Source organism: Bradyrhizobium sp., assembly GCF_004799445.1.
Lineage (GTDB): Bacteria > Pseudomonadota > Alphaproteobacteria > Rhizobiales > Xanthobacteraceae > Bradyrhizobium.
Map to the genome: position 1 here is coordinate 23923 of NZ_SSNA01000030.1, position 26729 is coordinate 50651.

28 protein-coding genes and 1 pseudogene are annotated in these 26729 nt (G+C 63.1%); 16 read left to right on the top strand and 13 right to left on the bottom strand.

What is annotated here, in order from left to right:
* Positions 1 to 27 precede the first annotated feature (27 nt).
* The 3 genes from E8A46_RS03270 (at position 28) to E8A46_RS03280 (ending at position 3023) form a co-directional block, all read left to right on the top strand.
* On the top strand, positions 28 to 1224 hold the full coding sequence (locus tag E8A46_RS03270; protein ID WP_291557410.1) for an RluA family pseudouridine synthase: 1197 nt from the start codon (positions 28 to 30) through the stop codon (positions 1222 to 1224).
* A 153-nt stretch (positions 1225 to 1377) separates the two neighbouring features.
* Positions 1378 to 2610, top strand: a complete 1233-nt coding sequence (locus tag E8A46_RS03275) for an amidohydrolase family protein (protein WP_291557413.1) — start codon at positions 1378 to 1380, stop codon at positions 2608 to 2610.
* A 101-nt stretch (positions 2611 to 2711) separates the two neighbouring features.
* Positions 2712 to 3023 (top strand): hypothetical protein, encoded by a 312-nt coding sequence (locus E8A46_RS03280; protein ID WP_291557415.1) that lies wholly within the window; start codon positions 2712 to 2714, stop codon positions 3021 to 3023.
* A 39-nt stretch (positions 3024 to 3062) separates the two neighbouring features.
* On the opposite strand, the gene E8A46_RS03285 is transcribed toward E8A46_RS03280, so the two are convergent.
* From E8A46_RS03285 to E8A46_RS03300, 4 genes are all read right to left on the bottom strand, one after another.
* Positions 3063 to 4283, bottom strand: coding sequence for an MFS transporter (locus E8A46_RS03285; protein ID WP_291557418.1), 1221 nt, complete (start codon positions 4281 to 4283; stop codon positions 3063 to 3065).
* A 225-nt stretch (positions 4284 to 4508) separates the two neighbouring features.
* On the bottom strand, positions 4509 to 5684 hold the full coding sequence (locus tag E8A46_RS03290; protein ID WP_291557420.1) for a saccharopine dehydrogenase NADP-binding domain-containing protein: 1176 nt from the start codon (positions 5682 to 5684) through the stop codon (positions 4509 to 4511).
* Between the two features lie 128 nt (positions 5685 to 5812).
* The gene (locus tag E8A46_RS03295; RefSeq protein WP_291557423.1) at positions 5813 to 6367 is read right to left on the bottom strand and encodes a DUF2087 domain-containing protein; all 555 of its coding nucleotides are present in this window, start codon (positions 6365 to 6367) and stop codon (positions 5813 to 5815) included.
* A 371-nt stretch (positions 6368 to 6738) separates the two neighbouring features.
* Complete coding sequence (locus E8A46_RS03300) at positions 6739 to 7179, bottom strand: hypothetical protein (RefSeq protein ID WP_291557467.1); 441 nt, start codon at positions 7177 to 7179, stop codon at positions 6739 to 6741.
* 110 nt (positions 7180 to 7289) lie between these two features.
* On the opposite strand from E8A46_RS03300, the gene E8A46_RS03305 reads away from it, so the two are divergent.
* The 5 genes and pseudogenes from E8A46_RS03305 to E8A46_RS03325 all read left to right on the top strand — a co-directional run bounded on the left by E8A46_RS03305 (position 7290) and on the right by E8A46_RS03325 (position 11463).
* Complete coding sequence (locus tag E8A46_RS03305; RefSeq protein WP_291557425.1) at positions 7290 to 8072, top strand: ATP12 family protein; 783 nt, start codon at positions 7290 to 7292, stop codon at positions 8070 to 8072.
* Positions 8073 to 8258: 186 nt separating this feature from the next.
* Positions 8259 to 10157, top strand: coding sequence for a flagellar hook-length control protein FliK (locus E8A46_RS03310; RefSeq protein WP_291557427.1), 1899 nt, complete (start codon positions 8259 to 8261; stop codon positions 10155 to 10157).
* On the top strand, positions 10154 to 10420 hold the full coding sequence (locus E8A46_RS03315) for an EscU/YscU/HrcU family type III secretion system export apparatus switch protein (protein ID WP_291557429.1): 267 nt from the start codon (positions 10154 to 10156) through the stop codon (positions 10418 to 10420). The genes E8A46_RS03310 and E8A46_RS03315 overlap by 4 nt, the downstream gene beginning before the upstream one ends.
* Positions 10421 to 10629: 209 nt before the next feature.
* Positions 10630 to 10722 (top strand): annotated as a pseudogene (locus E8A46_RS03320) (class D beta-lactamase); the annotation flags it as partial.
* Positions 10723 to 10809: 87 nt separating this feature from the next.
* Positions 10810 to 11463 (top strand): carboxymuconolactone decarboxylase family protein, encoded by a 654-nt coding sequence (locus E8A46_RS03325; RefSeq protein WP_291557431.1) that lies wholly within the window; start codon positions 10810 to 10812, stop codon positions 11461 to 11463.
* A 123-nt stretch (positions 11464 to 11586) separates the two neighbouring features.
* Here E8A46_RS03325 and E8A46_RS03330 read toward each other — a convergent pair whose 3' ends face one another.
* A complete protein-coding gene (locus tag E8A46_RS03330) occupies positions 11587 to 12018 on the bottom strand; it encodes a DUF4260 domain-containing protein (protein WP_291557433.1) in 432 nt (143 codons plus the stop codon).
* 188 nt (positions 12019 to 12206) lie between these two features.
* Here E8A46_RS03330 and E8A46_RS03335 point away from each other — a divergent pair, with 188 nt between their 5' ends.
* The 5 genes from E8A46_RS03335 to E8A46_RS03355 all read left to right on the top strand — a co-directional run bounded on the left by E8A46_RS03335 (position 12207) and on the right by E8A46_RS03355 (position 16145).
* Positions 12207 to 13739 (top strand): acyl-CoA carboxylase subunit beta, encoded by a 1533-nt coding sequence (locus E8A46_RS03335; protein WP_291557435.1) that lies wholly within the window; start codon positions 12207 to 12209, stop codon positions 13737 to 13739.
* A gap of 2 nt (positions 13740 to 13741) precedes the next feature.
* Positions 13742 to 14701 carry a hypothetical protein gene (locus E8A46_RS03340; RefSeq protein WP_291557437.1) on the top strand — a complete coding sequence of 320 codons (960 nt, stop codon included), beginning with the start codon at positions 13742 to 13744 and terminating at the stop codon, positions 14699 to 14701.
* A gap of 143 nt (positions 14702 to 14844) precedes the next feature.
* Positions 14845 to 15291 carry a DUF2214 family protein gene (locus E8A46_RS03345; RefSeq protein ID WP_291557439.1) on the top strand — a complete coding sequence of 149 codons (447 nt, stop codon included), beginning with the start codon at positions 14845 to 14847 and terminating at the stop codon, positions 15289 to 15291.
* 234 nt (positions 15292 to 15525) lie between these two features.
* Positions 15526 to 15831 carry a twin-arginine translocation (Tat) gene (locus tag E8A46_RS03350; protein WP_291557442.1) on the top strand — a complete coding sequence of 102 codons (306 nt, stop codon included), beginning with the start codon at positions 15526 to 15528 and terminating at the stop codon, positions 15829 to 15831.
* A 74-nt stretch (positions 15832 to 15905) separates the two neighbouring features.
* The gene (locus tag E8A46_RS03355; RefSeq protein WP_291557444.1) at positions 15906 to 16145 is read left to right on the top strand and encodes a hypothetical protein; all 240 of its coding nucleotides are present in this window, start codon (positions 15906 to 15908) and stop codon (positions 16143 to 16145) included.
* Positions 16146 to 16271: 126 nt separating this feature from the next.
* On the opposite strand, the gene E8A46_RS03360 is transcribed toward E8A46_RS03355, so the two are convergent.
* The 6 genes from E8A46_RS03360 to E8A46_RS03380 form a co-directional block, all read right to left on the bottom strand.
* On the bottom strand, positions 16272 to 16694 hold the full coding sequence (locus tag E8A46_RS03360) for a DUF6010 family protein (RefSeq protein ID WP_291557446.1): 423 nt from the start codon (positions 16692 to 16694) through the stop codon (positions 16272 to 16274).
* A gap of 47 nt (positions 16695 to 16741) precedes the next feature.
* Positions 16742 to 17002 (bottom strand): hypothetical protein, encoded by a 261-nt coding sequence (locus E8A46_RS03365; protein ID WP_291557448.1) that lies wholly within the window; start codon positions 17000 to 17002, stop codon positions 16742 to 16744.
* Between the two features lie 14 nt (positions 17003 to 17016).
* Entirely contained in the window at positions 17017 to 17337 is a 321-nt protein-coding gene (locus tag E8A46_RS03370) for a helix-turn-helix domain-containing protein (protein ID WP_291557451.1), read from the bottom strand.
* Between the two features lie 143 nt (positions 17338 to 17480).
* On the bottom strand, positions 17481 to 18476 hold the full coding sequence (locus tag E8A46_RS03375) for an alpha/beta hydrolase (RefSeq protein ID WP_291557453.1): 996 nt from the start codon (positions 18474 to 18476) through the stop codon (positions 17481 to 17483).
* Between the two features lie 34 nt (positions 18477 to 18510).
* Entirely contained in the window at positions 18511 to 19107 is a 597-nt protein-coding gene (locus E8A46_RS30395) for a DUF4189 domain-containing protein (protein WP_363250994.1), read from the bottom strand.
* Complete coding sequence (locus E8A46_RS03380) at positions 18999 to 19706, bottom strand: helix-turn-helix domain-containing protein (RefSeq protein ID WP_291557455.1); 708 nt, start codon at positions 19704 to 19706, stop codon at positions 18999 to 19001. The genes E8A46_RS30395 and E8A46_RS03380 overlap by 109 nt, the downstream gene beginning before the upstream one ends.
* Before the next feature lie 194 nt (positions 19707 to 19900).
* Between E8A46_RS03380 and E8A46_RS03385 the strand changes: the two genes are divergently transcribed.
* Both E8A46_RS03385 and E8A46_RS03390 read left to right on the top strand, forming a co-directional pair.
* Complete coding sequence (locus E8A46_RS03385; RefSeq protein WP_291557457.1) at positions 19901 to 20209, top strand: NIPSNAP family protein; 309 nt, start codon at positions 19901 to 19903, stop codon at positions 20207 to 20209.
* 73 nt (positions 20210 to 20282) lie between these two features.
* A complete protein-coding gene (locus E8A46_RS03390) occupies positions 20283 to 21098 on the top strand; it encodes an isocitrate lyase/phosphoenolpyruvate mutase family protein (protein ID WP_291557460.1) in 816 nt (271 codons plus the stop codon).
* Between the two features lie 75 nt (positions 21099 to 21173).
* Here the strand turns inward: E8A46_RS03390 and E8A46_RS03395 are convergent, their stop codons facing one another.
* Both E8A46_RS03395 and E8A46_RS03400 read right to left on the bottom strand, forming a co-directional pair.
* Positions 21174 to 21623 (bottom strand): hypothetical protein, encoded by a 450-nt coding sequence (locus E8A46_RS03395; RefSeq protein WP_291557462.1) that lies wholly within the window; start codon positions 21621 to 21623, stop codon positions 21174 to 21176.
* Positions 21624 to 21900: 277 nt separating this feature from the next.
* Positions 21901 to 23121, bottom strand: a complete 1221-nt coding sequence (locus E8A46_RS03400; protein WP_291557464.1) for a cytochrome c — start codon at positions 23119 to 23121, stop codon at positions 21901 to 21903.
* Positions 23122 to 23388: 267 nt separating this feature from the next.
* Here E8A46_RS03400 and E8A46_RS03405 point away from each other — a divergent pair.
* Positions 23389 to 26729 (top strand): indolepyruvate ferredoxin oxidoreductase family protein (locus E8A46_RS03405; protein WP_291557465.1); only part of this gene is annotated, 3341 nt, incomplete at its 3' end.

The following is a 26729-nucleotide window of genomic DNA, read 5'->3' on the forward strand; positions in this document are numbered from 1 at the left end:
GGGCGGCATGTACAGGAAAACCGAACCATGAGCCGTCGCGTCAAAAGACCCCTGAAGGCCAGGGGCGATCGCCCGAAGGGCGCGCGCCCTTATCGGGGCTCGCAGGCCGAGCGGCCGCAGGCGTATCGTCCCGGCGGCAAGCCGCCGGAGCGCTTTTCCGCGCCGCGCGCCGCCAAGCCGGCGCCCTTCGTCCCCGAGCCCGAAAAAATTGTCGCCGAGCCGCCGCCGCTGCCGACCAAAGTTCAGACCGTGGTGGTGACGGCGGACGAGAACAACATGCGCGTCGACCGTTTTCTGGAAGCGCGCTTTCCCGGACTGTCGTTCTCCCACATCCAGCGCATCGTTCGCAAAGGCGAGCTGCGCGTCAACGGCAAGCGCGCCGACAGCAAGGACCGGCTGGAGGAGGGCCAGAGCGTCCGCATTCCGCCGCTGAAGCTCGATGCTCCCAAGAGCACAGATCCGCTCTCGGAAGCCGCGACCAAGACGTTGTCTGCGCTCAAGGACATGATCCTGTTTGAGGATGCCGACGTCATGGTGCTGAACAAGCCGGCTGGCCTGGCGGTGCAGGGCGGTTCCGGCACCACACGGCACGTCGACCAGATGCTGGAAGCGATGCGCGACGCCAAGGGACAAAAGCCCCGTTTGGTACACCGGCTCGACAAGGACACGGCGGGCTGTCTTGTGGTCGCCAAGACGCGTTTCGCCGCGACCGCGCTGACCGGATCGTTCCGCCATCGCTCGGCGCGCAAGATCTACTGGGCGCTGGTGGCCGGCGTGCCGAAACCGAAGCAGGGGCGCATCTCGACCTATCTTGCCAAGGAAGAGGGCGAGGAAGACACCATCATGCGGATCGCCGCGCATGGCGACGAGGGCGCCAGCCATGCCGTGACTTACTATGCCGTGGTGGAGACGTCGGCGCAGAAGCTCGCCTGGGTGTCGTTGAAACCGGTCACCGGGCGGACCCATCAGTTGCGCGCGCACATGGCGCATATCGATCATGCCATCGTCGGCGATCCCAAATATTTCAACAAGGAAAACTGGCAATTGCCGGGCGGTTTGCAGAAACGGCTTCACCTGCTGGCGCGGCGGATCGTGATTCCGCATCCGCGCGGCGGCGTGATCGACGTGACCGCGCCGCTGCCGCCGCACATGCTGCAATCGTGGAACCTGCTCGGCCTCGAGGCCGACCGGTTCGACCCGATCGAGAACGCGCCGGAGGAATGACGGCGGTCGCGGCATCGACGCGTCGCCGCCCGATATCGCCGGAGCGCAGCAAGAACTGTCAAAGCGAGGTTATATCGATCGGCTATCGTTCGGTTCGACGCATCGTGCCTCACCACATGGCGCGGTCGACGTGCAACATTCAAGGCTCCGCCCATGATCGGGAATTGGCTCCGCACTGTGCTTTCCGTTTTGCTTCTCTGCGGGGCTGCCTTTTGCAACGCTGCCGCAAATGCGCAGACACTCGTTCTCACGGGTGGCAGCGTCTACGCTTCGCCTGACGCCGCCGCTCTCCCCGATGCGGTCGTTGTCACCTCGGGTGGCGTCATCAGCGCGGTCGGCCGCCGCGGCGAAGTCGAGATCCCGAAAGACGCGCGCGTCATCGATTGCAGCGGAAAGACCGTCGTTGCTGGTTTCTGGAACAGTCACGTCCATTTCACGCAACCAGTTTGGAAAACCGCCGCCGACGGGCCGGCCGCACCACTCACGGCACACATGCAGGAGATGCTGACGCAATGGGGGTTCACCACGGTGTGGGACCTGGGCTCCGACCCGGCCGACTCGCTGTCGCTGCGCCGCCGCGTCAATGCGGGCGAAGTGCTCGGTCCCAACATTTTCCTGCTCGGCAGCATCTTTCCCAAGGACGGTCATCCCGCCTATCTCCCCGCCGAAATGAAGCTGCCGGAGATTGCCGAGCCGGATGCAGCCGCGCAATTGGCGCGGTCCTATCTGGCCATGGGGTTGGACGGCATAAAACTCTTCACCGGTTCCTTCAAGGGCGATGACAAGCCGGTGGTGAACATGGACGTTGCGGTTGCCAAGGCCGCGGTCGATGTGGCGCATGCGCAAGGCAAGCCGGTGTTCGCGCATCCACAAAACAAGACGGGTGTGGACACGGTGATCGCTGCCGGCGTTGACGTGATGGCACACACCGCCCCGGCCCCGGGATATCCTCGATATACCGACGAGCAACTCGCGCGGTTTAAATCGCAAGGCACCGCATTGATTCCGACGCTCTCGCTTTTTACAACCGTCGTTCTCGATCCCGGCGTGACCGCCCAAATAACCGCCGTAACCGTCAATCAGCTCAGGCAATTTGCAGAGAATGGCGGTGTCGTTCTGTTTGGTACCGACGTCGGCTTCACCGAAATCTATGACACTTCACTCGAATACCAGCTGATGCACCGGGCACTTTCGGAACGACAAGTGCTCGCCTCGCTGACGACGAACCCGGCTCTGTACTTCAAGGCCGCGAATAAAGGCAGGATCGAAAAAGGATTTGACGGCGATTTCGTCGTTCTTGACGGCGATCCCATTGCCGACGTCGATAACCTCGCGAAAGTCGCCTACACCATCCGCGCTGGCCAGATCATCTATCAGAAACCGTGAAAGGCTGCTGCCGGGCGGCGCTCGACCGGTTCAGCCCGGCCGGTACTGCCTGAAGAATAATTTAACTTGCGGTTTGTCCGGGCGATCACGACATAGCGCCCATGAAACGGTTCTTGGTCATGGCCTGTGTGGTCGCCGCGGCGCTGGTCGCGGCCGACGTCGTGTTCGCGCAGGTTCTTATTCCGCCGGGCGGGTCAAAGTTCAATCCGCCGCTGCCGCCACCTCCGCCGCCGCCAAAAATCGAGGTTCCGGTGGTGCCGCAGATGGATGCGCCGCCGCGCCAGAGCTATGTGCCGGCGGCGCCCGCTCCGTCGTTCGGCGACCGCATCACGACGTGCCTGAGCGATGCTGCCGGGGCCGGGCTTGGCCCGAGCGATCGCGCGGAATATTCCCGCAACTGCGCCAACAGATAGTCCCGATCCAGGGTAAGCAAAGTAGCTGGCTTTGGCTGTTCAACCATAGGCCGCGAGGTGGCGTTGCCGTCCGACCAGCACGCTCACCAGAAGCAGGTTGAGAATGTTGGCGCCGATGCCGACGCCGAATGCGGGCGCATAAAATCCGAGATGGTCGTAGAGCAGGCCGGCGAGCCAGCTGCCGGCGGCCATGCCCCCGCCGCTGAACAGCAACAGTGTCGGGATTCTCCAATAGGCTTCCGATGCCGGAAACAGTTCACGCACCGTCAAGACATAAGCCGGGATGATGCCGGAAAAGCCGAGCCCGAAAGCGGCGGCCACCATAAACAGGCCGGCTTCATTCTGCGTCAACAGAAAGGCCGTCATCGAGGCGGCCTGCCAGGCCGATCCGATCAGGACGGTCGCAAGACCGCCGATCCGATCGGAGATCATACCCCAGATTTGCCGGCTCAGGAACGCGGTGCCGAGCAACACCGACAGCATCAGGGCGCCCATCGACCGGCTGATACCGAGATCGCTGCAAAATGCCACCAGATGGCCCTGTGGCATCGCCATCGGAATGCAACACAGCACGGCCGCGGCGCACATTGCCGCGAACACGGCATTGGGCGGCCAGCCGAGGACACGCACTTTATTCGCGCTGGCTCCGGACGGCGCCGCCGGATGAATCAGTTCGGGTGGCGCGCGAAAATAAATCGCCGCCAGCGGCACGACACAAACGATCTCGGCGAGCGCATACCACAGCATCGCCTGTCGCCAGCCGAAATGGCCGATCGCCTGCTCGAATACCGGCGGCCACATCGCGCCGGCGAGATAGGTTCCGCTCGAGATCAGCGCCAGCGCCGAGCCACGCCGGCGGTCGAACCAGCGGCTGACATAAATGTACAGGGGAGCATTGATGCCGCCGATCCCGATCAAACCGATGAACAACCCGTGGCCGATCCATAGCGGCCAGGGCGGTCCGAGGGTCGAAATCGAAAGGCCAAGGCCGATCATCAACGAGCCGAAGATGACCGTCCAGCGCGTACCGACCCGATCGGCGACTCGGGCCATGATGATTCCGCCCGCGCCGGAGCCGAGCCACGCCAGCGCACTGGCGAGCGCGGGAACCGAGCGCGCCCCGCCCACCTCGCTGGCGATGTCCTTGAGCGCTACCACGGTAAGCCAGGCGCCGCCGAACGACATCCCAAGGATGAAGAGCGCTACGGAGGCGACGGCCCAGGAGGCCTTGGTCTCAACGGAAACTGGGGATTGCAACATGAGAGGAGAACTCGGCCGACGAATCCCTTTTACAGGCCGCGCGGAATTTCACCACCCACATCCACGTCGGGCTGCTCCACGTGCTGCATCGCGTCAAAATGCGTGAAGTGCCGCCGGTGGAAATCCCTCCCGGACATTCCAGGCGATGGTCTGTGCGGGATAACGCGATTTGTCGCCAGGCTCACATCTGGCTTGCGTGTCAGCACCTTTGAGGATGGTCAGGTCTTATGGCTCAAGTTGAAAGGTGACCCCCGCGTTTGCTGCCAATCTTCTGATTAAGGCGTCTCCCATCGCCGAGGCGCTGGTCCAAATCCCGCCCGGCGTCTCACTCCGCGAAATATCACGCACCAAGCATACCGCGCTTTCACCCAGCATGCGCGAGGTGGACCCAGCGCCCGGGTCCATGTCGCCCCTCACATTGGCGCGAATGATCCGCCCATCCGCCGCCTCGCCGATGAACAGGATATCGTAGCATCCGCCCTCCCGCTCAGCCCTCGACGGGCCTTCGCCGGGCTTCGGCGGATTGCCTTTGACCATGTAAAAGCCAGGCGCCCCAACTCCGCTTCCGTTCGGGCCGTCAGCCATGCTCATCTCGTCGTACCTGAAGTCCTTTCCCCACGGATGGCCCAAGAGGAAATTGGATCGATGCACTACCTTGGTGTCTATTGCCGCCATCATGAACGGCACAACCCAAGAGCCGGTGACGGCGTCTTCATAAGCCTTGCTACCGTCCGGCTGCTCGGGACCCTTGAAACCAGGGGTCAATGCAAAGGGATCGGCAAGCACAGACAAGATTTGTGGACTCGCCCGCATCGCGGCCATGATCGCCATGCCGGTTGCCAAGGATCCTCCCGACTGTCCGCCGCCGATGCCGCGCTCCAGACGCCGTAGCCGTCCGCGTACGCGGGCGACCGGAGATCCGAGCCTGGCTTGGGCCTCCGATTGCAAGAAATAGACTCCGAGGTCGAAAGGAATAGAATCGAAGCCGCAGCAAAAGACGATCCGCGCGCCAGAATTCCTGGCGAGCACTTCGTGGACCAGCATGTCGTGGATCCAATTGGACTCGCCGCTGATATCCAAATAGTCGGTGCCCTCGGCAGCGCAGGCCGCCACCAACCCGCTTCCGTGAACCTGATAAGGTCCGGCCGTCGTGATAATCGCCTTGGACCGCCGCGCCATAGCTGTCAGCGACGCGGGGTCCGAAGAATCGGCGATGACGAGGGGAAAGTTTGCGGGTGCTCCAATCTCGCTACGCACCTCATCCAGCTTCGCGGGGTTGCGTCCGGCAATGGCCCATTTGAGATCGCCGGTTGCGCCATAGATTTTCAATAAATGCTCTGCCACAAGCCTCCCTGTGAAGCCAGTCGCCCCGTAGACGATGATCTCGAAATCCCGGTCCATTCGTTCCTCTCAAAACGCGTCGCCAACGCGCACCGCCCATAGGGCATCCGCATCACTTTCCGGGAAGCCGGGACCGATCATTTTCGACGGTCAGCGCGCCGGCATCGCCAAGCAGGCTTGCCGCCTGGTCACATCACGGCTGACGCCATTTTTCGTGCGTTCAAATGTTGAATGAGCGCGACGGCGTCGGCAGGCGGCCTACGCTCGATGCGTCGATATTCTCGACCGTCTGCGGTGCGCGAAACCAGATCGCCGTCGTAGAGCGCGCGCCGCAACAGGGCATGATCGCCAAACAAATGCCTGGACTTGAGAATCTCGTTGATCTGCCCCTCAGCAAAAATCTCGCCGGCCGGTATGGTTGCCCAAAGGCCCCACAGGCAGAGGCTTTGATCACTGGCCTTTGCCGGCCAGCGGATCAGGCGGCCTTTAGGGTCAAAGTGTCGGGCCGCGCGCTCCACTTTAAGGTGGTCCACAGGATCGGCCGCAGGTGGGGCGGCAAGGCGATCTTGCGCAGCGGCTTGTGCACGAAAGTGCTGGTAGTTTCGGCACCCGGCCGAGCGGGCGAGCATGTTAAGTATTTCGACATGCCCCGGCAGCCGGTCGACGGTCGTAAGCTGCCCTCGCAGAGATCGCGCGAGCGCGGAAATATCATCCGTAGCAAACGGAAAGGAGGTTCTGGACATCGCTTATCCTCAACATTGGCCGCTCCATATTGGACTGTCGCGGTCGCCGTCTTACGACTCGGCACTGGATAAGGTGTCAGTCTTAAGTGAATATTTGCAGGTTTAGCTCCCCGGAAGGGGCGGCGACGCCTAGGTTGACTGCAGACCTTTGTCAAAAAATACGACATCGATGCCTTGAGATCAAGAGGAGCAATCTCGACTTTTGGGATCATGAATTGCCGCGGCGCAGCTCGACCACTAGCCAAGCTGGCGAAGGGGCTACACCGGGACGAGCGATTTCCGCTTCGGGTCATTCGCGTCAGCTTGGGCCGCGGCAGGTCCGGTAAGGGGGTAATCCCGGAAACGCCGGTAACCGGTAACAAGTCCGCGTCCTAGTCCCGATACTGCGCGAGAAACGCGCGCAGCGAATCATGCGGACTCTCGACGTCGTAAATCACCCAGCCATCGTGATCGTTCACCAGAATGAAATTCATGGTGATGGCGCGGCCGCGGTTGTCGAAGGCCACCGCGACATAGGTCTTGTCGAATTGCTTGCGCAGCACGGAGATCGAGATCGCGCCGAGCTTCCATGTCGGGCTTTGCACCAGGAAATCGTATGGCGGCTTGCTTGACGCACGCCAGGCCTCGCGCAGGCTCGGATCGAAGAATCGGTCCGCCGTGGCGGCATCGCGCGGCAGTCCGCTGGAGAGCTCGGACGACCGGTCGCCATAATAGGCGTAGACATTGCGCACCAGCGATTCCGGCGAACGGAATCCGGCTTGCACAGTCGGGACAGGGCCGGCGAGCAGAACAAGACAGGCCAGCGGAACCAGGATCGCTGTCCGGACCCTCGCTGTCGCCCGCGAGCTCGCTTTATTTGCAGCCATCCTTGTCGTACCCTGCGCACAGATATCACCGACGCATGAAAGCCGAAAACCGTAAAATGCGTGAGCTGTTCGATGAAGTAGCCGGAAAATCCCCGCTTGACCCGCAGGAGGCGGTGCGGCGCACGACGCGCGGGCCGCAGCGCAAGCGCTTCTATGCCGGTGCCGGCGTTGCCGAGGGGAAAAGCGGATTCTTGGTCACGCTCGATGGCAAGCCGATCAAGACGCCCTCCGGCCACCAGGTGATGGCGCCGGCGCGTTCGATCGCACACGCCATCGCGGCGGAATGGAATGCGCAAGGTGACACCATCAATCCCTTGACCATGCCGCTGACGCGCTTTGCCAACAGCGTCGTCGAAGGGGTAACCGGCAAGGTCGATGCGGTTGCCGACGACATCGCGAAATATCTGGGGTCCGATCTGTTGTTCTACCGCGCCGGCCATCCCGAGGCGCTGGTCGCGCGCGAAGCCGCGCATTGGGATCCCATCCTGTTCTGGGCCGCGGATACGCTGGGCGCCCATTTCATCCTTGCCGAAGGACTGGTACACGTCCGTCAGCCGGATTCCGCGGTCGCCGCGGCGCGGGCAGCGCTGCCGTCGGATGCGTGGTCGATCGCGGCCATGCATGTGGTTACGACATTGACCGGCTCGGCGCTGCTGGCATTGGCGCTGTTGCGTGGCGTCCTCGATCAGGACCAGGTCTGGGCCGCGGCCCATGTCGATGAGGACTGGAACATCGAAAAATGGGGCGTCGACGAGGAGGTGGCCGCACGGCGCGCCGCGCGGCTGGTCGATTTCAGGGCCGTCGCCGGCATCCTGAAAGCCTTGGATCAGAGCGCATGATCCGCCAAAGTGTGAGCGGTTTGGCGACAAGATCATGCGCCAATTCAATATTTGAGCGCGATCTCCGGACAAACGAAGGCGTTTGTCCGGCAAAACCGGTACCCACTTTTGCTGATCGCGCTCGGCGGTTAACGACAGGTTTACGACACGCGGGTAGCTTCGACCGGGCCTGACCCGGTGAAGCTTATGTCGATCGTGATCACGCCGAACGTTAAGCCGGTCGCCGCGCAAGCGGTGACGACGGCGGATATTGTGCTGCAGCCCGGCAGCGTGATCAGCGCCCGGGTGCTGCAGATCCTTGGCAACGACCAGGTCCAGATTTCGATCGGCGGCCAGCCGATCGACGTCACGTCGCAGGTCCCGCTGCAGGCCGGCCAGACGCTGCAGCTTCAGGTTTCGCAGACCGCCAGTGGCATAGGCCTCGCGATCGTCAGCCAGCAGGGCGGCGCTGCCGCCGGCCAGGCTGCCGCCGGCGCGACCGCGACACTGGATTCCGTGACGTTGGCGCCCAACGCGGCAGCCATCGCGGCCCTCGCGCCAACAGGGGCGCCGGTGGCGAGCAATCCGCTCACCGCGCTGGAGACGCTGGCGGTCGCGCTCGCTGCCCAGACCGCGGCGACGCAGCAGACTTCGCTGGCACCGCTGTTTGCCAATCTCGGCGCCGCCGCCGGATTGGCGGGCCTGCCGCCGCAGGTCCAGCAGGCCGTGGCCCAGGTGCTGGCGCAGCAGACCAGCCTCGATCCAAACCTCAGCGGCGGCGACATCCAGCACGCCTTCCAGAATTCCGGGCTGTTTCTGGAAGCCTCATTGGCATCCGGATCGGTATCGCCGTCGACGCCGGATCTGAAGGCCGCCCTGATCGTGCTGCGGCAGGTGCTGACGACATCGCTTGCCAGCGTGGCGGCGGGGACATCGCCGGGGATCCCCGGCACGCCGGCTGCGGCGGCAACGTCGCTGACGGCGCAGCAGGCCACGACGCCGGCGGCGGTGGCGCAAGCCGCGACGGCGGTGGAAGCGCTGGCGCAGCAAGCTGCGACAGCATTGGGGGCAGTAGCGGCAACGCTGGTCCAGCCGGGGACGACACCGGCAACCGTGGTGCTGGCGCAGGCCGCACAGCCATCCATTCAATTGTCCGAACAGACCGTCACCATTGTTGCCGGGCCGGAAACGCCGGCGATCGTATCGCCCCCGATCGCGCCGTCGCTCGCCTCGGCAACCACCGCATCCCTGGCTTCGACCCAGGCTGCGCCGCTCGCGGTCGCCCAGGAAATTCTCGACCTCAGCGCGGCAAACGCGATTCTTTCGCCCGCATCGACCCCGGCCGACGCCGCGGCGCGGGCAGCGGTAAGCAGTGCCGCGCTCAATTTGCTGCAAGAGGCGGTCCAGGCCGGCCCGCTGGCGGGCAGTCCACCCCGGCTTGTGTTTGAAAACGGCCAGATGCTGTCGCTGATGCCGGCGGTGACCGGCGCGCGCACGCCGGCGATCGATGACCCCGAATTTGCGCGCACCAACCTGCCGCCGCCGCCGATCAATGGCGCATTGCCCTCGGCCCAGCCGGTGATGCCTGCGACGCTGGTAGCGCACGCGCCGGTCGAAGCGACGCTGCAGCATTTGCTCACCGACACCGACGGCGCGATCGCGCGGCAGACGCTGCTGCAGGTCGCCTCGTTGCCGGGCCAGACCGATACGACCGCGGGAAGGCTCGACCCCTCGGTGCCACGGTGGAATTTCGAAATTCCGTTCGTGACGCCGCAGGGCACCGCGATGGCGCAGTTCGAGATATCGCGCGACGGCGGCGGTCGCGAGGTCGGTGCCGCCAAGCCGGTGTGGCGGGCGCGGTTCTCGCTCGACGTCGAACCCGCCGGTCCGGTCCACGCGCAGGTCTCGCTGAGCGGCGAGCGGACGTCGGTGCGGATGTGGGCGGAGCGGCCGGCGACCGCGGCGCAATTGCGCGCTGGCGTGTCGCAGCTCAGCCAGGCCCTGAGCCGCGCCGAGCTGCAGCCCGGCGATATCGTGGTCCGCGACGGTGCGCCGCTGCAGCCGGCCTCGGCGCCCGCGGGGCATTTTCTGGACCGCGCGCTATGAGCGTGAAAACAAAAAACCAACTCGCGGTGGCGCTGCATTACGACAGGACGGGTGCGCCCCGTGTCGTCGCCAAGGGCAACGGAAGTCTCGGCCGCAAGATCATCGAGGTCGCCAAGGCCAACAACATCCCGATCGAGGAGAACGAGGTGCTGGCGGGGGCGCTCTCCAACGTCGAGATCGGCGACGAGATTCCGGCGGAGCTCTACAAGGCGGTGGCGGAAGTTCTGATCTTCGTGCTGCGGCTGTCGGGACGAATTCGCTAGAGATTGATTGATCGCTGGTGAGGCGTCGCCTCGACTTCGCGTCATCGGGAACCGCTCCCTCTCCCATGGGGAGAGGGTTGGGGTGAGGGGGTACGGTCTATCGTTAGGCTTTAACCCTCACCCGAATTGCTTCGCAATTCGACCTCTCCCAATGGGAGAGGTGACCGAGCATGCGGTACGCCGCAATCCCAATTCCGCTACCGGCCTTCTTCGCGCTCAATCTGGATGTCCGCGAGCCGCGCCATATCGCCGACCGCATGAATCTGACGCGAGCCTGCCTGGCCGATATCGGCGCGATCTGAATGGCCGATATCGGTTTGCTCCCGCTGGCGCGGGCGACACGGCTGGATTAGCATCCGGGATTGCCCAAGAAACGCCCGGAGGAAATCATGAAATCTGAAGTCTTGTTATCATCGCTGGTGATCGCCGCGGCCGGCGGCTGGTTCGCCGCCACCATGTTCGCCGCGCCTGCGACCGGCAAGGAGCCGCGCTTTCCGCAACTCACCATGGATCAGCTCAGCGACGCGCAGAAGCCGCTCGGCGAGCAGATCATGAAGGTTTCCAGCGTCGGCCTCGGCGGGCCGTACAACCCGATGATACGCAGTCCGGTGCTGGGGCAGCGGCTGTACGACCTGTTCTATTATCTGCGCTGGCAGACCTCGGTCCCGACCAAGCTCAACGAGTTCGCGATCCTGATCATCGGGCGGCAATGGAAGTCGCAGGTCGAGTGGTATGCGCACGCGCCGCTGGCGGCCAAAGCCGGTCTCAACGCCGATATCATCGCCGAGCTGAAGGCGGGCAAGCGGCCGTCGAACATGGCCGAGGATGAGGCCGTCGTGTTCGATTTCGTCACCGAGCTCACCACCACGCAGAAGGTCTCCGACGAAACCTATGCGCGGGCCAAGAAGGTGTTCAACGACCAGCAGATCGTCGACCTCACCGCGGTGGCCGGCAATTACGTCATGGTGGCGATGATGCTGGCGATGGCCGAAGAGACCGTGCCGCCCGGCAAGGAGCCGCCGTTCAAGGTCGGGGAGAAGTAGGGGGGAATGACGGAAGCATTCCCGTCATTGCGAGGAGCAACGCGACGAAGCAATCCAGACCATGGGTTGCTTCGCTACGCTCGCAACGACGGTGTTAACCGCCTGCGGATCTCGTAACCAGCGTCAAACTGGGCTCGTGTCCGGTCCGACCTTGGCCTCCTTGCCGATGCGGCCGAGATGGGTGAAGCCGAATCCGGCGAAATATTTCAGGCCGTAGCCGAGCGTGCGGTCGAACCCGATATGCGCCAGCCAGATCATCGCGATCGAAAGCGTCAGCGGCGAGGCCAGCGCAAATCCCGATGTCATCAGCGCCATCGGCGCCATGTAGCTGTGCGCGGCGTTGTAGACGATCGCGCCCGTCCTCGGGCCCGCGAGATAGCCCAGGAAGCTGAGATCGGGCGCCAGGAACAGGACGGCGTAGATCCACCAGTATCCGCCCCAGACCGCGTATAACAGCGTCATCCCGGCAAACAGCGTCAGCCCCTCGAGGCGGAGCAGCGTGCGCGGTCCCCCCGACACGGTGCCTGTGATGGGCTGGCTTGCGGTATCGGCCATCGGTTTTGCTCCCGGTTCAATGCCCGGATATATCGCGCGCCCGGCAGGGTTGCCAGAGGGCCGGGAAGGGCGTTTCCCGCCGGCAATAGGCCGTGTTAGAACCAAAGCGTTTTCAAGCGAAGTGGAGACCGGTTCGCGTCAAGAAAACGCGTCAAAACTAAAGACCAAATCGGGCAGGAATTACAGACATGAAAGACATCCTGGATACCCTCGAGGAACGCCGCGCCGGCGCGAGATTGGGCGGCGGCGAGAAGCGCATCGAGGCGCAGCACGCCCGTGGCAAGCTGACCGCGCGCGAGCGCATCGAGCTTCTGCTCGACAAGGGCAGTTTTGAGGAGTTCGACATGTTCGTCGAACACCGCTCGACTGAATTCGGCATGGAGAAGACCAAGGTGCCGGGCGACGGCGTTGTCACCGGCTGGGGCACCGTCAACGGCCGCAAGACCTTTGTGTTCGCCAAGGATTTCACCGTGTTCGGCGGCTCGCTGTCGGAAACCCACGCGCAGAAGATCGTCAAGATCCAGGACATGGCGATGAAGGCGCGGGCGCCGATCATCGGGCTCTATGATGCCGGCGGCGCGCGCATCCAGGAGGGCGTCGCCGCACTCGCCGGCTATTCCTATGTGTTCCGCCGCAACGTCATTGCGTCCGGCGTGATCCCGCAGATTTCCGTCATCATGGGGCCGTGCGCCGGCGGCGACGTCTATTCGCCGGCCATGACCGACTTCATCTTCATGGTGAAGAACACCAGCTACATGTTCGTCACCGGGCCCGACGTGGTGAAGACCGTCACCAACGAGGTCGTCACCGCCGAGGAACTCGGCGGCGCGTCCGTGCACGCCACGCGCTCCTCGATCGCCGACGGCGCGTTCGAGAACGACGTCGAGGCGCTGTTGCAGATGCGCCGGCTGATCGATTTCCTGCCTGCCAACAACACCGACGGCGTGCCGGAATGGCCGAGCTTTGACGACATCGGCCGGGTCGACATGTCCTTGGACACATTGATCCCCGATCATCCGAACAAGCCCTACGACATGAAGGAATTGATCCTGAAGGTCGTGGACGAGGGCGATTTCTTCGAAATTTCCGAGGCGTTTGCCAAGAACATCGTCACCGGATTCGGCCGCATCGCCGGGCGCACCGTCGGCTTCGTCGCCAACCAGCCGATGGTGCTGGCGGGCGTGCTCGACAGCGATGCTTCGCGCAAGGCCGCGCGGTTCGTGCGGTTTTGCGATGCCTTCAACATTCCGATCGTCACCTTCGTCGACGTGCCCGGATTTTTGCCGGGCACCGCCCAGGAATATGGCGGCCTGATCAAACACGGCGCCAAACTGCTGTTCGCCTATTCGCAATGCACGGTGCCGCTGGTGACCGTCATCACGCGCAAGGCCTATGGCGGCGCGTTCGACGTGATGGCGTCGAAGGAAATCGGCGCCGACATGAACTACGCCTGGCCGACCGCGCAGATCGCCGTGATGGGCGCCAAGGGCGCGGTCGAAATCATCTTCCGCAGCGATATCGGCGACACCGACAAGATCGCCACCCGCACCAAGGAATATGAGGACCGCTTCCTGTCACCCTTCATCGCCGCCGAGCGCGGCTATATCGACGACGTCATCATGCCGCACTCGACGCGGCGGCGGATTGCAAGGGCACTCGCGATGCTGAAAGACAAGCATGTCGAGATGCCCGTGAAGAAGCACGACAATTTGCCGTTGTAGGTATGGCGAAAAGGAAAAAAGTGGAACCGGAAATTAAGGCAGAAGCGACTGCAAAAGCGGAAATTAGTGCCAAGATAATCCGGCAGCGAAAACACTCCATAACGGAAGTGATTCCGCCTGATGTGACTCGGGCAAGGGCTAGTGCTTGGCTGGATATTCTTTCTCCAATCACAGAATGGGCTGGCTTGAAGGGTGATGCGCTTCGGTATCAACGGCAACAGCTCCGAATCCAACAAGATGAGGCCCTGGACCGGCTGGCAGAGATTGTTAGAAGGAAGATGAGATCAAGGGACGTTTCGACCCCGCTGCCGCCGAAGATTGTAGTTCCGGCTTTGGAAGCTGCGTCGCTTGAAAGTCCAAGTTCGCCGTTAATCGAATGGTGGGCGAATTTGCTAGTAAGCGGTGCTGCCGGGACAGAGATTAGACCATATCTCATTAACCTGATGAAGGCGATTGGTCCTCAGGAAGTAGAATGTCTGAACAAAATTTGGACCGGGCTGTCTTCAAAGAAGGATTACATTTCAGGCGACTTCAATCTGCCGCTTCGTGCCGCGTTTAAGTTAAAGCGATGGCTGGAGGTCGAACTCGTTAAGATCAAGGGGCGAACGTTTACATCTGACGACTATCTGACAACATTCTTGGGCATCTTTGAAAAACTCACTAAGCGTAGTGAGAAAGCGGGTGTTCCAGCTAGAATGGAATTATCGCAAGAAAGGTCAACGGCGGACCGGGGACACAGACTTTCGTTTAGCTGTTATTCAAAACTGATGGATAATGCTATTCCGATTGAAGTTTGTTTGGCTCTTAAGTTATTGGAAGAGCATGAACAAACGTTTGAACCGGATTTTCGGGCTAATGATATAACTATCCCGAATGAGTTTGAGAGAACTATCGGCTTAAGGATCATTGTTCCTTCAAATCTTGGACTAGAATTCTTGTCAGTTTGTGATCCAGCTCGATAGTGCATCGGGCGGAATAGAGTAGCGTCATCCGCCGCTCTCTGTCTGCGTCGGTGGCGGGTGACGGCTTCGCCTAACCCCACCCTACAAGCCGGTTGAACCAGCTCTCCCATCGCTTACAATCCGCGCCAAAGTGGAGCCGTGCCATGACCACGCTGTTCGCCTTTCTGCACCATCTCAGCGCCTTCACGCTGGTGTCGGCGCTGGCGATCGAGTTCGCGCTGATCCGCTCCGAACTGACGGTGTCCTCGGCGCGCCGGCTGCAGGTCACCGACCTCGTGCTTGGCATTTCGGCGGGCGCTCTGTTCATCGTCGGGCTGTTGCGGGTGTTCTTGTTCGAGAAGGGCGCCAGTTACTACTTTCACAGCCATGCGTTCCTGACCAAGTTCTCGCTGTTCATCATCGTCGGATTGCTGTCGATCATTCCGACCATGGAATTCCTGTCCTGGCGCGGCGCGATCAAGGCCGGACAGGCGCCGGTGATGGAGGCGAACAAACGCAAGCGCGTCACCGCGGTGATCCATGCCGAACTTGCGGCCGTCGTCATCATTCTGCTGTGCGCCGCCATCATGGCGCGCGGCGGCTGGGTGTAGGCGGTCGCGGCAACCGTCGTCCCTGCGAAAGCAGGGACCCATAACCACCAGCGCCTAGGTTATGCGAGGCTTGGACACCGAATCTTTTTCCCTTCGTCCTTCAGGGCGTATGGGTCCCCGCTTTCGCGGGGACGACCGGAGAGTTTGTGATGTCTGAACGCGGAGTTCAGCGAGCATTCATCTCGAATCGGCAAAACTCCCCCCATCGCAAACGAGATGCAAGGGAGGGAAGTCATGGAACGCCGGCACTTTCTAAGACTCACCGTTGGATTTGTTGCAGGCGCGGCCGCGCTCGCGGCGAGCGCGCAGGCCGCACCGTTGCCGCCGATCGTGGCGGGACAGCCCCCTGTGCCCTCGCGTGACGAGGCCGTCGAACCCGCCGTGATTTCGCAAGACGAGGTCAATCACCTCAAGCCTGAACCGATCCGCTGGGGCCACCATTGGCACCATCGTCATCGTCACTGGGGCTGGCGCCGCCATCATTGGCATCGCCGCCACTGGGGCTGGCATCGCCACCACTGGCACCGTCATCGCTGGTGAGCCGGGTCCGACTGTCATCCTCGCGTAATCTGAAAGCGTATTTTCGTCACCTCCCAACAGGAAAGGAAAAGTCCATGAAGTTTCTTGCTGCCTCCGCCTTCGCCATCGGTCTCAGCCTTGCCGCGATGACGGCATCGCAGGCGATGCCGTTGGCGCCGCTCGACCAGGCCGCCTCGGCCGACACCATCCGTGTCGCCGGCGGCTGCGGACCGGGCTGGCATCGCGGGCCCTATGGCGGCTGCCGTCCGATGTACAATTGCCCGCCCGGCTGGCATTCCGGACCGTTCGGCCGCCATTGCTTCCGCAACTGGTAGGATTTTCGAAGGCAGGGACCGCAACAGCAGCGCATGATCCTTTGCGGGTCGTGCGCGTCCCTGCGTCGCGTTTCCGTTTGACCGCGCAGGAGATCAGGGCGCGGCGATTTCAGCGCGTGGAATCTCTCAAGCCGCCGTGCGGAAACGAATTTTCCAGATCGTCGGGGCGCCGACGAAATACCAGGCGGCGAGACCGAGGTCGCAGACGGCGCATCCAATCGAGGAACTCGCCTCGAACGGAATGATCGGGTTTCCATAAAGATGGTGCGCGATGTCCCAGCAGGTGTGCAGCGCCCAGCCGATGGCGATCGCCCGATAGTTATCCAGTCCGCGATAGGCCAGCAGGGTCATCACAGCGCAGAAGCCGAACTCCCAGAGCCCGAATCCGCCGCTGAGGTAGGCGGCTCCAGCGCCCGCCAGAAATATCGCGCCAAACCGCTGCCGCGCCGGCTCGGGAATCATTGAGCATAAGGCGCCGAAGGCGGCCGACACCAGCAGCGGAGAGACCAGCATCGTTGCCGTGAGATCGAGTTGCGACTGAGGCGACATGGGCACACCTTCATGCTTTTCGGCACGGCCGTTCGATGGTGGGGGGATCAGACCTCGCTAAGTATCTTCTCGATCGACGCCAGCCGCGATTTCATCTCGGCAAAATCCGACTGCAGCGCGGACAGCGACGCGGCACTCGCCGATTGCGCGGTCGTGGCAAGCTCGGCGAGCTTCCGATAGGCATCCTGATTGTCCGCCAGCGCTCTGGTTTGCCGCGCGGCCGAGAAATATTTCATGCCGAAGACGAACACGATCGCGAGCAGCACGAGCGCGGTCAGAATCGAAAAGACGGTGGAATGGTCGGTCATTCTTGGTCTCCGTTTCAGTCGGGTTTGGCGTTTGGCGGTGTCAGCGTCTTGACGGCTTCAACGATCGTCGAAGGCCGCAGGTCGATGGCGAAATCGGTGGCGGCGAAATAGTTGAGCGCTTTTCCGTCGTCGGAGAGTTCGAGTTGGCTGAACACCAGTCCGGCATCCTCCAGCTTCTGCAAATGCAGATGCAGCAGGGGACGGCTGATGCCGATCTCGCGCGCGAGCCGGCTCACATAATTGCGTCCGCCGGCCTTCAGCGTGGCGATGATCCGCAGCCGGTGAGGATTGGCCAGCGCAGCCAGCACGGCCAGCATGTTGTCACCCGTCCTCACCTGAAGCGCTCCTATTTCATATGTAAGAAATACCTTACATATGAAACACCGCTCGTCAACAGGTCGTTTGCCGCCGCCGGCGCGGCGGGCTTGCGGGCAGAATTTACGCTGTCAGTCGGGCCCTGATCGCGGGCCGGATGGGCCTATTTCGCGAGAAACGCCAGCATCAGCTCGTTGAATTTGGCGGGCGCGTCGAGGAACACCAGATGCCCGGCATTTGGGATTACCTCGGCCTGCGCATTGGGCATCTTGGCCGCGAGCGCTTTGGCAAGATCGGCGTTCTGGCCCATCTTCGGCCGTAACGCCTCCGGCGCATTCGGCCGGCCCGGCGCGTTGTGGTCGTCGGCGCCCATGATGAACAGCGTCGGTCCGGTAATCAGCGGAATTTCGTGCACCACCGGCTCGCGGTAGATCATTTGCCCCGAGCTGACGAAGGCGCGCAGCCAGCGCGGATATTCCGCGGAGCCCTTGATGTTGAAACGCGCGTCGATGAACGGCGTGATCTGGTCCGGCGGTATCTTCGGTGAATAATTGGTCTCGAGCTGCTTGCGATAGCCCTCGGCGGTGAGCTTGTCCTCATTCTCCAGGATCTTCTCGGTCGGCGTCGGCGGCACATACAGCCGGTAATCCTCCAGGCCGATCGGGGCGGCGAGCAGGAGATGGTTGATCCGGTCCGGAAAAGCGCGCGCGATTCGAACACCGAGCATCCCGCCCAGCGAATGCGCAACGATGTCGGCCTTGGCGATTCCCAGATGGTCGAGCAGCGCCATGGTGTTGCGCGCCAAATTGTCGAAATGCAGCTCGCCCGTTGGCTTGGAGGATTTGCCGAAACCGATCTGGTCCGGCACCACCACGCGGAAACCTGCATCGTTCAGGGTCTTGATGACGGGCGCCCAGTAGCTCGCCGGAAAATTGCGGCCGTGCAGCAGCACCACGACGCGGCCATTTGGCGCCGCGGGGGCCACATCCATATAGGCCATCCGGACCGGCTCGCCGTCGTTGACCAGCGGCAGGAGGTTCACCGGGTAGGGATAGGGGAAGCCCTCTAGCCCAATGCCGTAGGGCTCGCGCTGTTCCGCGGCTTGCGCCGGGATGGTGGCGAGTAGGACGGCGTAAAGCGCAGCCGCGAATTTCCGCATCAAATCCGCTCCACCAGCCGGCTTGGCCCGCGGACTACTTCGCGGTGCCATCACATTTTCGATTAGTGACTTTGCAGAAATCGCCGCGATTGGCGCCGGCGGTGCTGCGACAACGCGCGAGAGCTTCATCGTCCGCCTGATTCTGCGTATCTCCAACCGCCCAACCGGCCCCTGGCGTCCCATCCTTGGGGTCAAGCGCTACCGCCGCGCATTTGTTACTAAATGTGGAAACAACCTTGCATCGCGCCCGCGCCTTAGCAAAGTTGTTATCGGGCATACTGCCTGAGGCAAGCCGCTCCGGACCTTTTTTACATGCCCCCAATGCGGAGGCTCCGGCCGCGTCCCCATTTGGATCGTTGGCGCTAATAGCGAAAGCGTAGCCGCGGATAACTCCGCCGGGCGCGATACCCTCGGCGACGGCTCCCGCAGAGTTTGCTCGATCACCGGCCACAAGAATTGCAGCAAACGCAAGTAGCGACACTACGCCCCGGCCCATTTGAACTCCCGCCCATAGCAGACACGTCAAGTGTAAGCCTTTGCCGGGCCGCCGAACAGGGCCTCGAAGCGCTTCTCGCCGTTGCGGCTGAAATTGACCACGCGGCTGCCCGGCGCGGCATCGCGCGCGGCCCATTTCAGTTCGGTGAAGCGCGTCATCAAGGCCGCGCCGAGCGTGCCGGCGAGATGATGGCGCCGCTCGCTCCAGTCGAGGCAGGCCTTGCATACCGGGCGGCGCGGATGGGCGAGGGCTTCGGGGCCGATCTGCAAGGCCCTGGTCAGGAAACGCTGGCCTTCGGCGGTCAATTCGATGTCGTGCTTGTGCTGGCGAACCAGCTTCTGTCGCTTCATGCTGTCGAGCATCTGCACGCCGAGATCGCCAGCGAGGTGGTCGTAGCAAATCCGCGCCCGGCGCAGCGCCGGATCCTTCGGCCCGGTGCGGACGCGCATGTGGCCGGCGCGGGCGGCGAGCCCCGCAAGACCTTCGAGCACGCCGGCGACGTCGGGATCGCTGAGGCGGTAATAGCGGTGGCGGCCCTGCTTCTCCTGTTCGATCAGGCCGCCGCTCTCAAGCTTGGAAAGATGCGAACTGGCGGTCTGCGGTGTGATGCCGGCCTCCTGCGCAAGTTCGCTCGCGGTCAGCGCGCGGCCGCTCATCATCGCCGTCAGCATGTTGGCGCGGGCGGGGTCGCCGACCAGCGAAGCGACCATGGCGATGTCGGGACCTACTTTCATCCTTCGATGATAGACGAAGCATTCACGTCGGGCAAGGGAGTATTGTGTGCCTGACTCAGGGTGCTCATGGCTCGTCATTGCGAGCGAAGCGAAGCAATCCATCTTGCCGCGGAAAGAAAGAATGGATTGCTTCGTCGCTTCGCTCCTCGCAATGACGGCTGGCTCTGAGACGACACAAACATCCGGAGGTTCACATGGCCATCACCGTCTTTATCCGTTACCAGCTCGATCCGTACAAGCGCGCGACGTTCGAGGAATACGCCAGGCGCTGGATTGCCGTCATTCCGAAATGCGGCGGTGATCTCATCGGCTACTGGATGCCGCATGAGGGCACCAACAACATCGCGTTCGCGCTGATTTCCTTTGCAAATCTCGCGGCCTATGAAACCTACCGGGCGCGGCTGCGCGCGGATCCGGAAGGCATTGCCACCTTCAAATTCGCCGAAGAGCACAAATTCATCCTGAGCGAGGAGCGGACGTTTTTGCGCAAGGTGGATGCGTAGCGCGCACTGGCGCGGCCTGGCGGGCGTGGCTATGGTCGCGGCCCAACAAGCCGTCAAGGAAGGGAGAGAAATCATGCCGGTCACTTTAGCCGACAAGCGCGCGACATTCCGCAAGCTGCACGAGACGGGGTGCTTCGTGCTGCCCAACCCCTTCGATGTCGGCAGCGCGAAGGCGCTGCAGCAGCTCGGCTTCAAGGCATTGGCATCGACCAGCGCGGGCTTTGCCTGGACCGTCGGCAAGGCCGACAACCGGGTGACGCTCGACGAGGTCTGCGCGCATCTCACCGCGCTGTGCGCCGCGGTCGATCTGCCGGTCAACGCCGATTTCGAGGGCGGCTTCGCGCACAAGCCGGAGAAGGTCGCGGCCCATGTCGCCCGCGGGGTCCAGACCGGCGTTGCCGGCTTGTCGATCGAGGATTCCACCGGCGATGCGGCCAAGCCACTTTACGAACGCGCGTTTGCGATCGAGCGCATCAAGGCGGCGCGTTCGGCCATCGATGCCGATCGCAGCGGGGTTTTGCTGACCGGCCGCTGCGAGGGTTTTCTGGTCGGACAGACCGACCTGAACATGGTGATCGACCGGTTGTGCGCCTATGCGGACGCCGGTGCCGATTGTCTCTATGCGCCGGGCATCAAAACCAAGGAGCAGATATCGGCGGTGGTGAAGGCGGTGAGCCCCAAGCCGGTCAATCTCCTGATCGGAGCGTCCGGCCTGTCGGTAGCGGAAGCCGCCGATCTCGGCGTCCGGCGGATCAGCGTCGGCGGTTCGCTGGCGCGCACCGCCTGGGCCGGCTTCATGCGCGCGGCGCGCGAGATGGCGGAGCAGGGAACCTTCACCGAACTGGCCAAGGGTTTTCCCGGCGGCGAGCTGAACAAGATGTTCGGCTGATGCGATGACGGCGCGCCCGCATGACGGACAGCTGGATGTCCGTCATGCGCTCAGCGCATCGACGCGAAAATGCGCTTACTTGCTGGCCGGCGCGTTGGTGGTCGGGCCGGTCGGAGCCTGAGGCGGCGGGGTTTGCGCAGGTGCCGCGCCCGTGGTCGTTCCCGGAGCGGTGTTGGTGCGCGGAGTGACATCCCGCATCCCCGGAGGCGCCACGGGCGGCGTGGTATTCTGGGTTATCGCCGGCGCGGCGTTCTGGGCGGTCGACGCGGTGCCGGGCTGATGCATCGACGAGTTGTTCAGCCCGTAGAACACCGCACCCAGCACCAAGGCGATGCCGACCGCGAAAAGCGCGATCCTGCCGCCGCTGGCGGGACCTTCGGCCAGTTCGGGATCGACTTGCAGTTCGTTGTCGAGGCGGGCCGCGGGACGAAGATCGTCGTCGCGGGAATTGGCGCGTGAGGGATTGTTGGGACGATAGAGGTCGTTGGAACGATAGGGATCGTCCGGATGGGGTTGCTGGGCCATGACGTGCTCCTCCGTTGTGGCGCGACAACGGCCGCTGGCTGCGGAGGTTCCCGAACCGTCCCGACTTTCTGATTGGGACAAGCTGCCTCGCGTCCATTTTTCGATTTGTTCAGATGGAACCCGCCACGGCTGCGTGCCCCGGATGCAGCGCAGCGCGCCGCTTTGGCGGCGGGATGCGCTGCTGATCCGGGGTCCAACGATTCGGGCTTTGGTGCGGGTCCCGGCTCTGCGGAGCAGCGTCAAAGACGCTGCGCCGCGTCCGGGACACACTGAATCGCTAGTCGCGCCGCGCCTTTGCCACCTGCGCCGGCGTCACCAGCGCTGCGGCGTTGCCCCAGGAATTGCGGATGTAATTCGTCACATCGGCAATCTGCTGGTCCGACCATTGCTTGGCGTAAGCCGGCATCGACCCCTTGTTGGGCGCGCGCGGCGTGGTGATCGTTTGGGCGCCGTCGAGGATGATGCGAAGCGTGCTGTTGGGATTGGCGGATTGCAAATTCGCATTGCCCGGCAGCGGCGGATAGATGCGCGGCGCGCCGCTGCCGTCGGCCTCGTGGCAGGCGACGCAGGCGGCCTTGTACAGCTTTTCGCCCTCCGCCAACTGCGCCGGCGCCAGCGCCACGGCGGGTTCGGGCGTGCCGGGCGGAAGATCCTTCAGATAGATCGCGATCGCCCGGACGTCGGCATCGCTCATTCGCGAAGTCGAATTGAGCACGACATCGGCCATCGGCCCGCTGGCATGGCTGTGTCCGTTGCGGCCGCTCTGCAGATATTCGGCGATGTCGTCAGCGCTCCACGATTTGAGCCCGCTGCGCTCGGCGCCGTCGAGCCGCGGCGCAAACCAGCCGTCGACCGGGCCGCCGCCAAACATCCGGCCGCGCTTCTCGGCGCCGAAGAAATTCCTGGGCGTGTGGCAGGCGCCGCAATGCGCCGCGCCCTCGACCAGATAGCCGCCGCGATTCCATTCCACGCTCTTGTTCTGGTCAGGCTCGAAGATGCCGGGGCGGAAAAAGGCAAAATTCCAGACGCGCATCAGCACGCGGTAGTTCAGCGGCCAACGCAATTGCGGCGGCGGTGGCGTGTTTCTGACCGGCGGCAGCGTATCGAGATAGGCCCGGATCGCCAGGATGTCGGGTCTTATGAGCTTGGTGAAATGCGGGTAGGGGAACGCCGGAAAATAGCGAGAGCCGTCAGGTGCTATGCCGTAACGGAACGCGCGAACGAAGTCCTCATCGCTCCAGGCGCCCAGACCGGTATCACGATCCGGGGTGAGGTTTGCCGAATAAACGCCGCCGAACGGGGTACCGATGCGCTTGCCGCCGGCAAAGGGTTTTGCGGGATCGGCGGTATGGCACGTCGCGCAATCGGCGGCATCCGTCAGCGCCCTGCCGCGCGCGATCGTCTCCACCGACGGCTCGGCCTGGGCCGCGCCCAAGAACGCACTGCACAAAACCAGGATCGCGAGAATCGCCCGTGTTCCATCATGCCGTCCCTGCATCAATCCATCTCCCCTTGGCGGCAGTATAGCCGGAAACTTCGCCGAGAGCCTCACGTCGTTTCGCGACAGCGTTTCGCCGCGACACAACCCGAATACCGCAGGCGGCCTCGCCGGCACGAAATTGCGTTCTGCTTCCCCGGGTCTCCGCACCCCAGATTTGTGATGCGGGGGGCGCGAAAACCGACATAGACTGGCTTTGGCAATTGGCGTCATTAGCTAAAAACAGCCGGCAGAGCCAAGGCTTAAGATAAGGCCGAAGAGGGTGGAATGGGAATCAACCAAGGTCCGATCAGTCTCGATCAGAAGTACACCCAGGGGTCCGGCCACGTCTTCCTGACCGGGATTCAGGCGCTGGTTCGCCTGCCGATGGCGCAGATCAGGCGCGATCGCGCCAACGGTCTCAACACCGCGGGTTTTGTGACCGGCTACCGGGGTTCGCCGCTCGGCGGCTATGACCAGCAACTGGTCGCGGCGCGAAAACACCTCGAGCAGTACAACGTCAAATTCCAGCCCGGCGTGAATGAAGACCTCGCCGCCACCGCGATCTGGGGCTCGCAACAGCTCAACCTTTCGCCCGGTGCCCGGCACGATGGCGTGGTCGGGATCTGGTACGGCAAGGGCCCCGGCGTCGATCGCTGCGGCGACGTGTTCCGCCACGGCAACGCCGCGGGCTCGGCGAAAAACGGCGGTGTGCTGTGCCTTGCCGGCGACGATCATGGCGCGAAATCCTCCACCGTGCCGCATCAGTCGGACCACGCCTTCATCTCGGCGCTGATGCCTTATCTCTATCCCTCCAGCATCCATGAAATGATCGAGATGGGGCTGCTCGGGATCGCGATGTCGCGCTATTCCGGCTGCTGGGTCGGCATGAAGGTGATCACCGAGACGGTGGAGACCACGGCCGAGATCGATCTCACCGACGAGATGAAGCCCTTTGTCATTCCGGCTGATTTCGAGATGCCGCCGGGCGGCCTCAATTTGCGCTGGCCCGACGACCGCTACGACCAGGACCGCCGCTTGCAGGACTACAAGGGGTTTGCCGCGATCGCCTTTGCGCGCGCCAACAAGGTCAACCGCATCACCATGGATTCGCCGAACGCCCGCTTCGGCATCATGGCGTCGGGCAAGAGCTACGAGGACATCCGCCAGGCCCTGCGCGAACTCGGCGTCACGCCGGAAGTGGCGGCCAAGATCGGGCTTAGGCTCTACAAGATCGGCATGCCCTGGCCCCTGGAGCCGCAGGGCGTGCGCGAATTCGCTGTGGGCCTCGAGGAAATCCTCATCATCGAGGAACGCCGCGAGATCGTCGAGAATCAAGTCAAGCAGGAACTGTTCAACTGGCGCGACGATGTCCGCCCGCGCATCGTCGGCAAGATGGACGAGCACGACAAGCGCTTCCTGCCTTTCGCCGAGGAATTGAGCGTGGCCTCGCTGGCAAGCTCGCTGACCGAGCGGTTGCTGCGGCTGAACCTCAACCCGGAAATCGCAAGCATGTTGCGCGCCAAAGCCGACTGGTTCAACGGCCGGCAGGCCAGCCAGATGCAGGCGGTGTCGCCGATCACCCGCACGCCGTATTTCTGCTCGGGCTGTCCGCACAACACCTCGACCAAGGTGCCCGAGGGCAGCCGCGCCTTCGCCGGCATCGGTTGCCACTTCATGGCGCTGTGGATGGACCGCAATACCGAAACCTTCACCCATATGGGCGGGGAGGGCGTGCCGTGGGTGGGGGTCGCACCCTTCACCAACGAGGAGCACGTCTTCGCCAACCTCGGCGACGGCACCTATTTCCATTCCGGCAGTCTGGCGATCCGCCAAGCGATCGCTTCCAAGGCCAATATCACCTACAAGATCCTCTACAACGACGCGACCGCGATGACCGGCGGCCAGCATGTCGACGGCGACCTCTCGCCGCAGCAGATCACCTTCCAGCTGCACTCCGAAGGCATCCGCGACATTTATCTGGTGTCGGAGAACCCCGCCGCCTATCCGGCGTCCGACATCGCGCCGGGCACCAAGACCGCCCATCGCGACGATCTCGACGCTGTCATGAAGACGCTGCGCCAGGTCAAGGGTGCCACCGCGATCGTCTTCGTGCAGACCTGTGCTGCGGAAAAACGCCGCCGCCGCAAGCGCGGCACGCTGGAGGATCCGCCGCGCCGCGTGCTGATCAATTCCGCGGTCTGCGAAGGCTGCGGCGATTGCTCGGTGCAATCGAACTGCATCTCGGTAGAGCCGCTGGAGACCGCGCTGGGGCGCAAGCGCACCATCAACCAATCGACCTGCAACAAGGACTATTCCTGCGTGAAGGGCTTTTGCCCGTCCTTCGTCACCGTCGATGGCGGCAAGCTGCGCAGCCGCGCGCCGGCCGACCTCGGCAATATCGGCGATCTGCCCGAGCCCGCCTCGCGGCCTTCGCTGCAGCGGCCCTATAACGTCGCCATTGGCGGCGTCGGCGGCACCGGCGTTTTGACCATCGGCGCGCTGCTCGGCATGGCCGCCCATATCGAGGGCAAGGCCAGCATGATCCTCGACATGTCGGGCCTCGCGCAAAAGGGCGGCGCGGTGCTCAGCCACGTCCGGCTGTCCGAACACACCGCCGACGTGACCTGTTCGCGGATCGTTACCGGCACCGCCGACCTCGTGATCGCCGCCGACGAGGTCGTCGCCGCCGCCAAGGAAACCATGACGCTGTGCGAATCCAGCCGGACCCACGGCGTCATCAACAGTCACGTGATTCCGACCGCCGATTTCATTCTCAACCGCGATTTCAATTTCCAGAGCCGCCAGGTCAATCACGTGCTGGAAACCGCCTTGCGCAAGGATTCGTCGTTCCTCGATTTCACCAAGCCCGCCGAAACCCTGCTTGGCGATTCCATCGCCACCAACATGATGATGATGGGCTATGCCTATCAGAAGGGATTGCTGCCGCTGTCGGCGGGCTCGATCGAGCAGGCGATCGGGGTCAACGCCGTCGCGGTCAAGATGAACACGCAGGCGTTCCGGCTCGGGCGCCTGGCGGCGGCCGATCCGGCGCGCCTTCTGGCCATGATGAAGGGCCAGGACGAGACCGTCGCGCCGAAGACGCTGGAGGCGATGTCGCTCGACGAGATCATCGCCCACCGCAGCGCGCTGTTGAGCGACTATCAGAACGAAAAGCTCGCCACGCGCTACCGCGATCTGGTGACGCGGGTGCGCGACGCCGCGCTCAATGGCGGTTTCGGTGACGAACTGCCGCGTGCGGTCGCCATCAACTACGCCAAGCTATTGGCCTACAAGGATGAATACGAAGTGGCCCGGCTTTATACCGACGGCGGGTTCGAGAAACAGCTTCGCGATCAGTTCGAGGGCGACTTCAAGATCAGCATCCATCTCGCGCCGCCGATCATGGGCGGCGGCACCGACGGGCAGGGGCGGCCGAAGAAGCGCGCGTTCGGCGCCTGGATGATGCCGGTGTTTCGGCTACTGGCGAAACTGCGCAGCCTGCGCGGCACCGCATTCGACATATTCGGCTACACTGCCCATCGCGGGCTCGAACGCGACCTGATCGCCGGCTATGAGAAGGATGTCGCCCACATCCTGTCGGTGCTGTCGCCGCTGACGCTGGACAC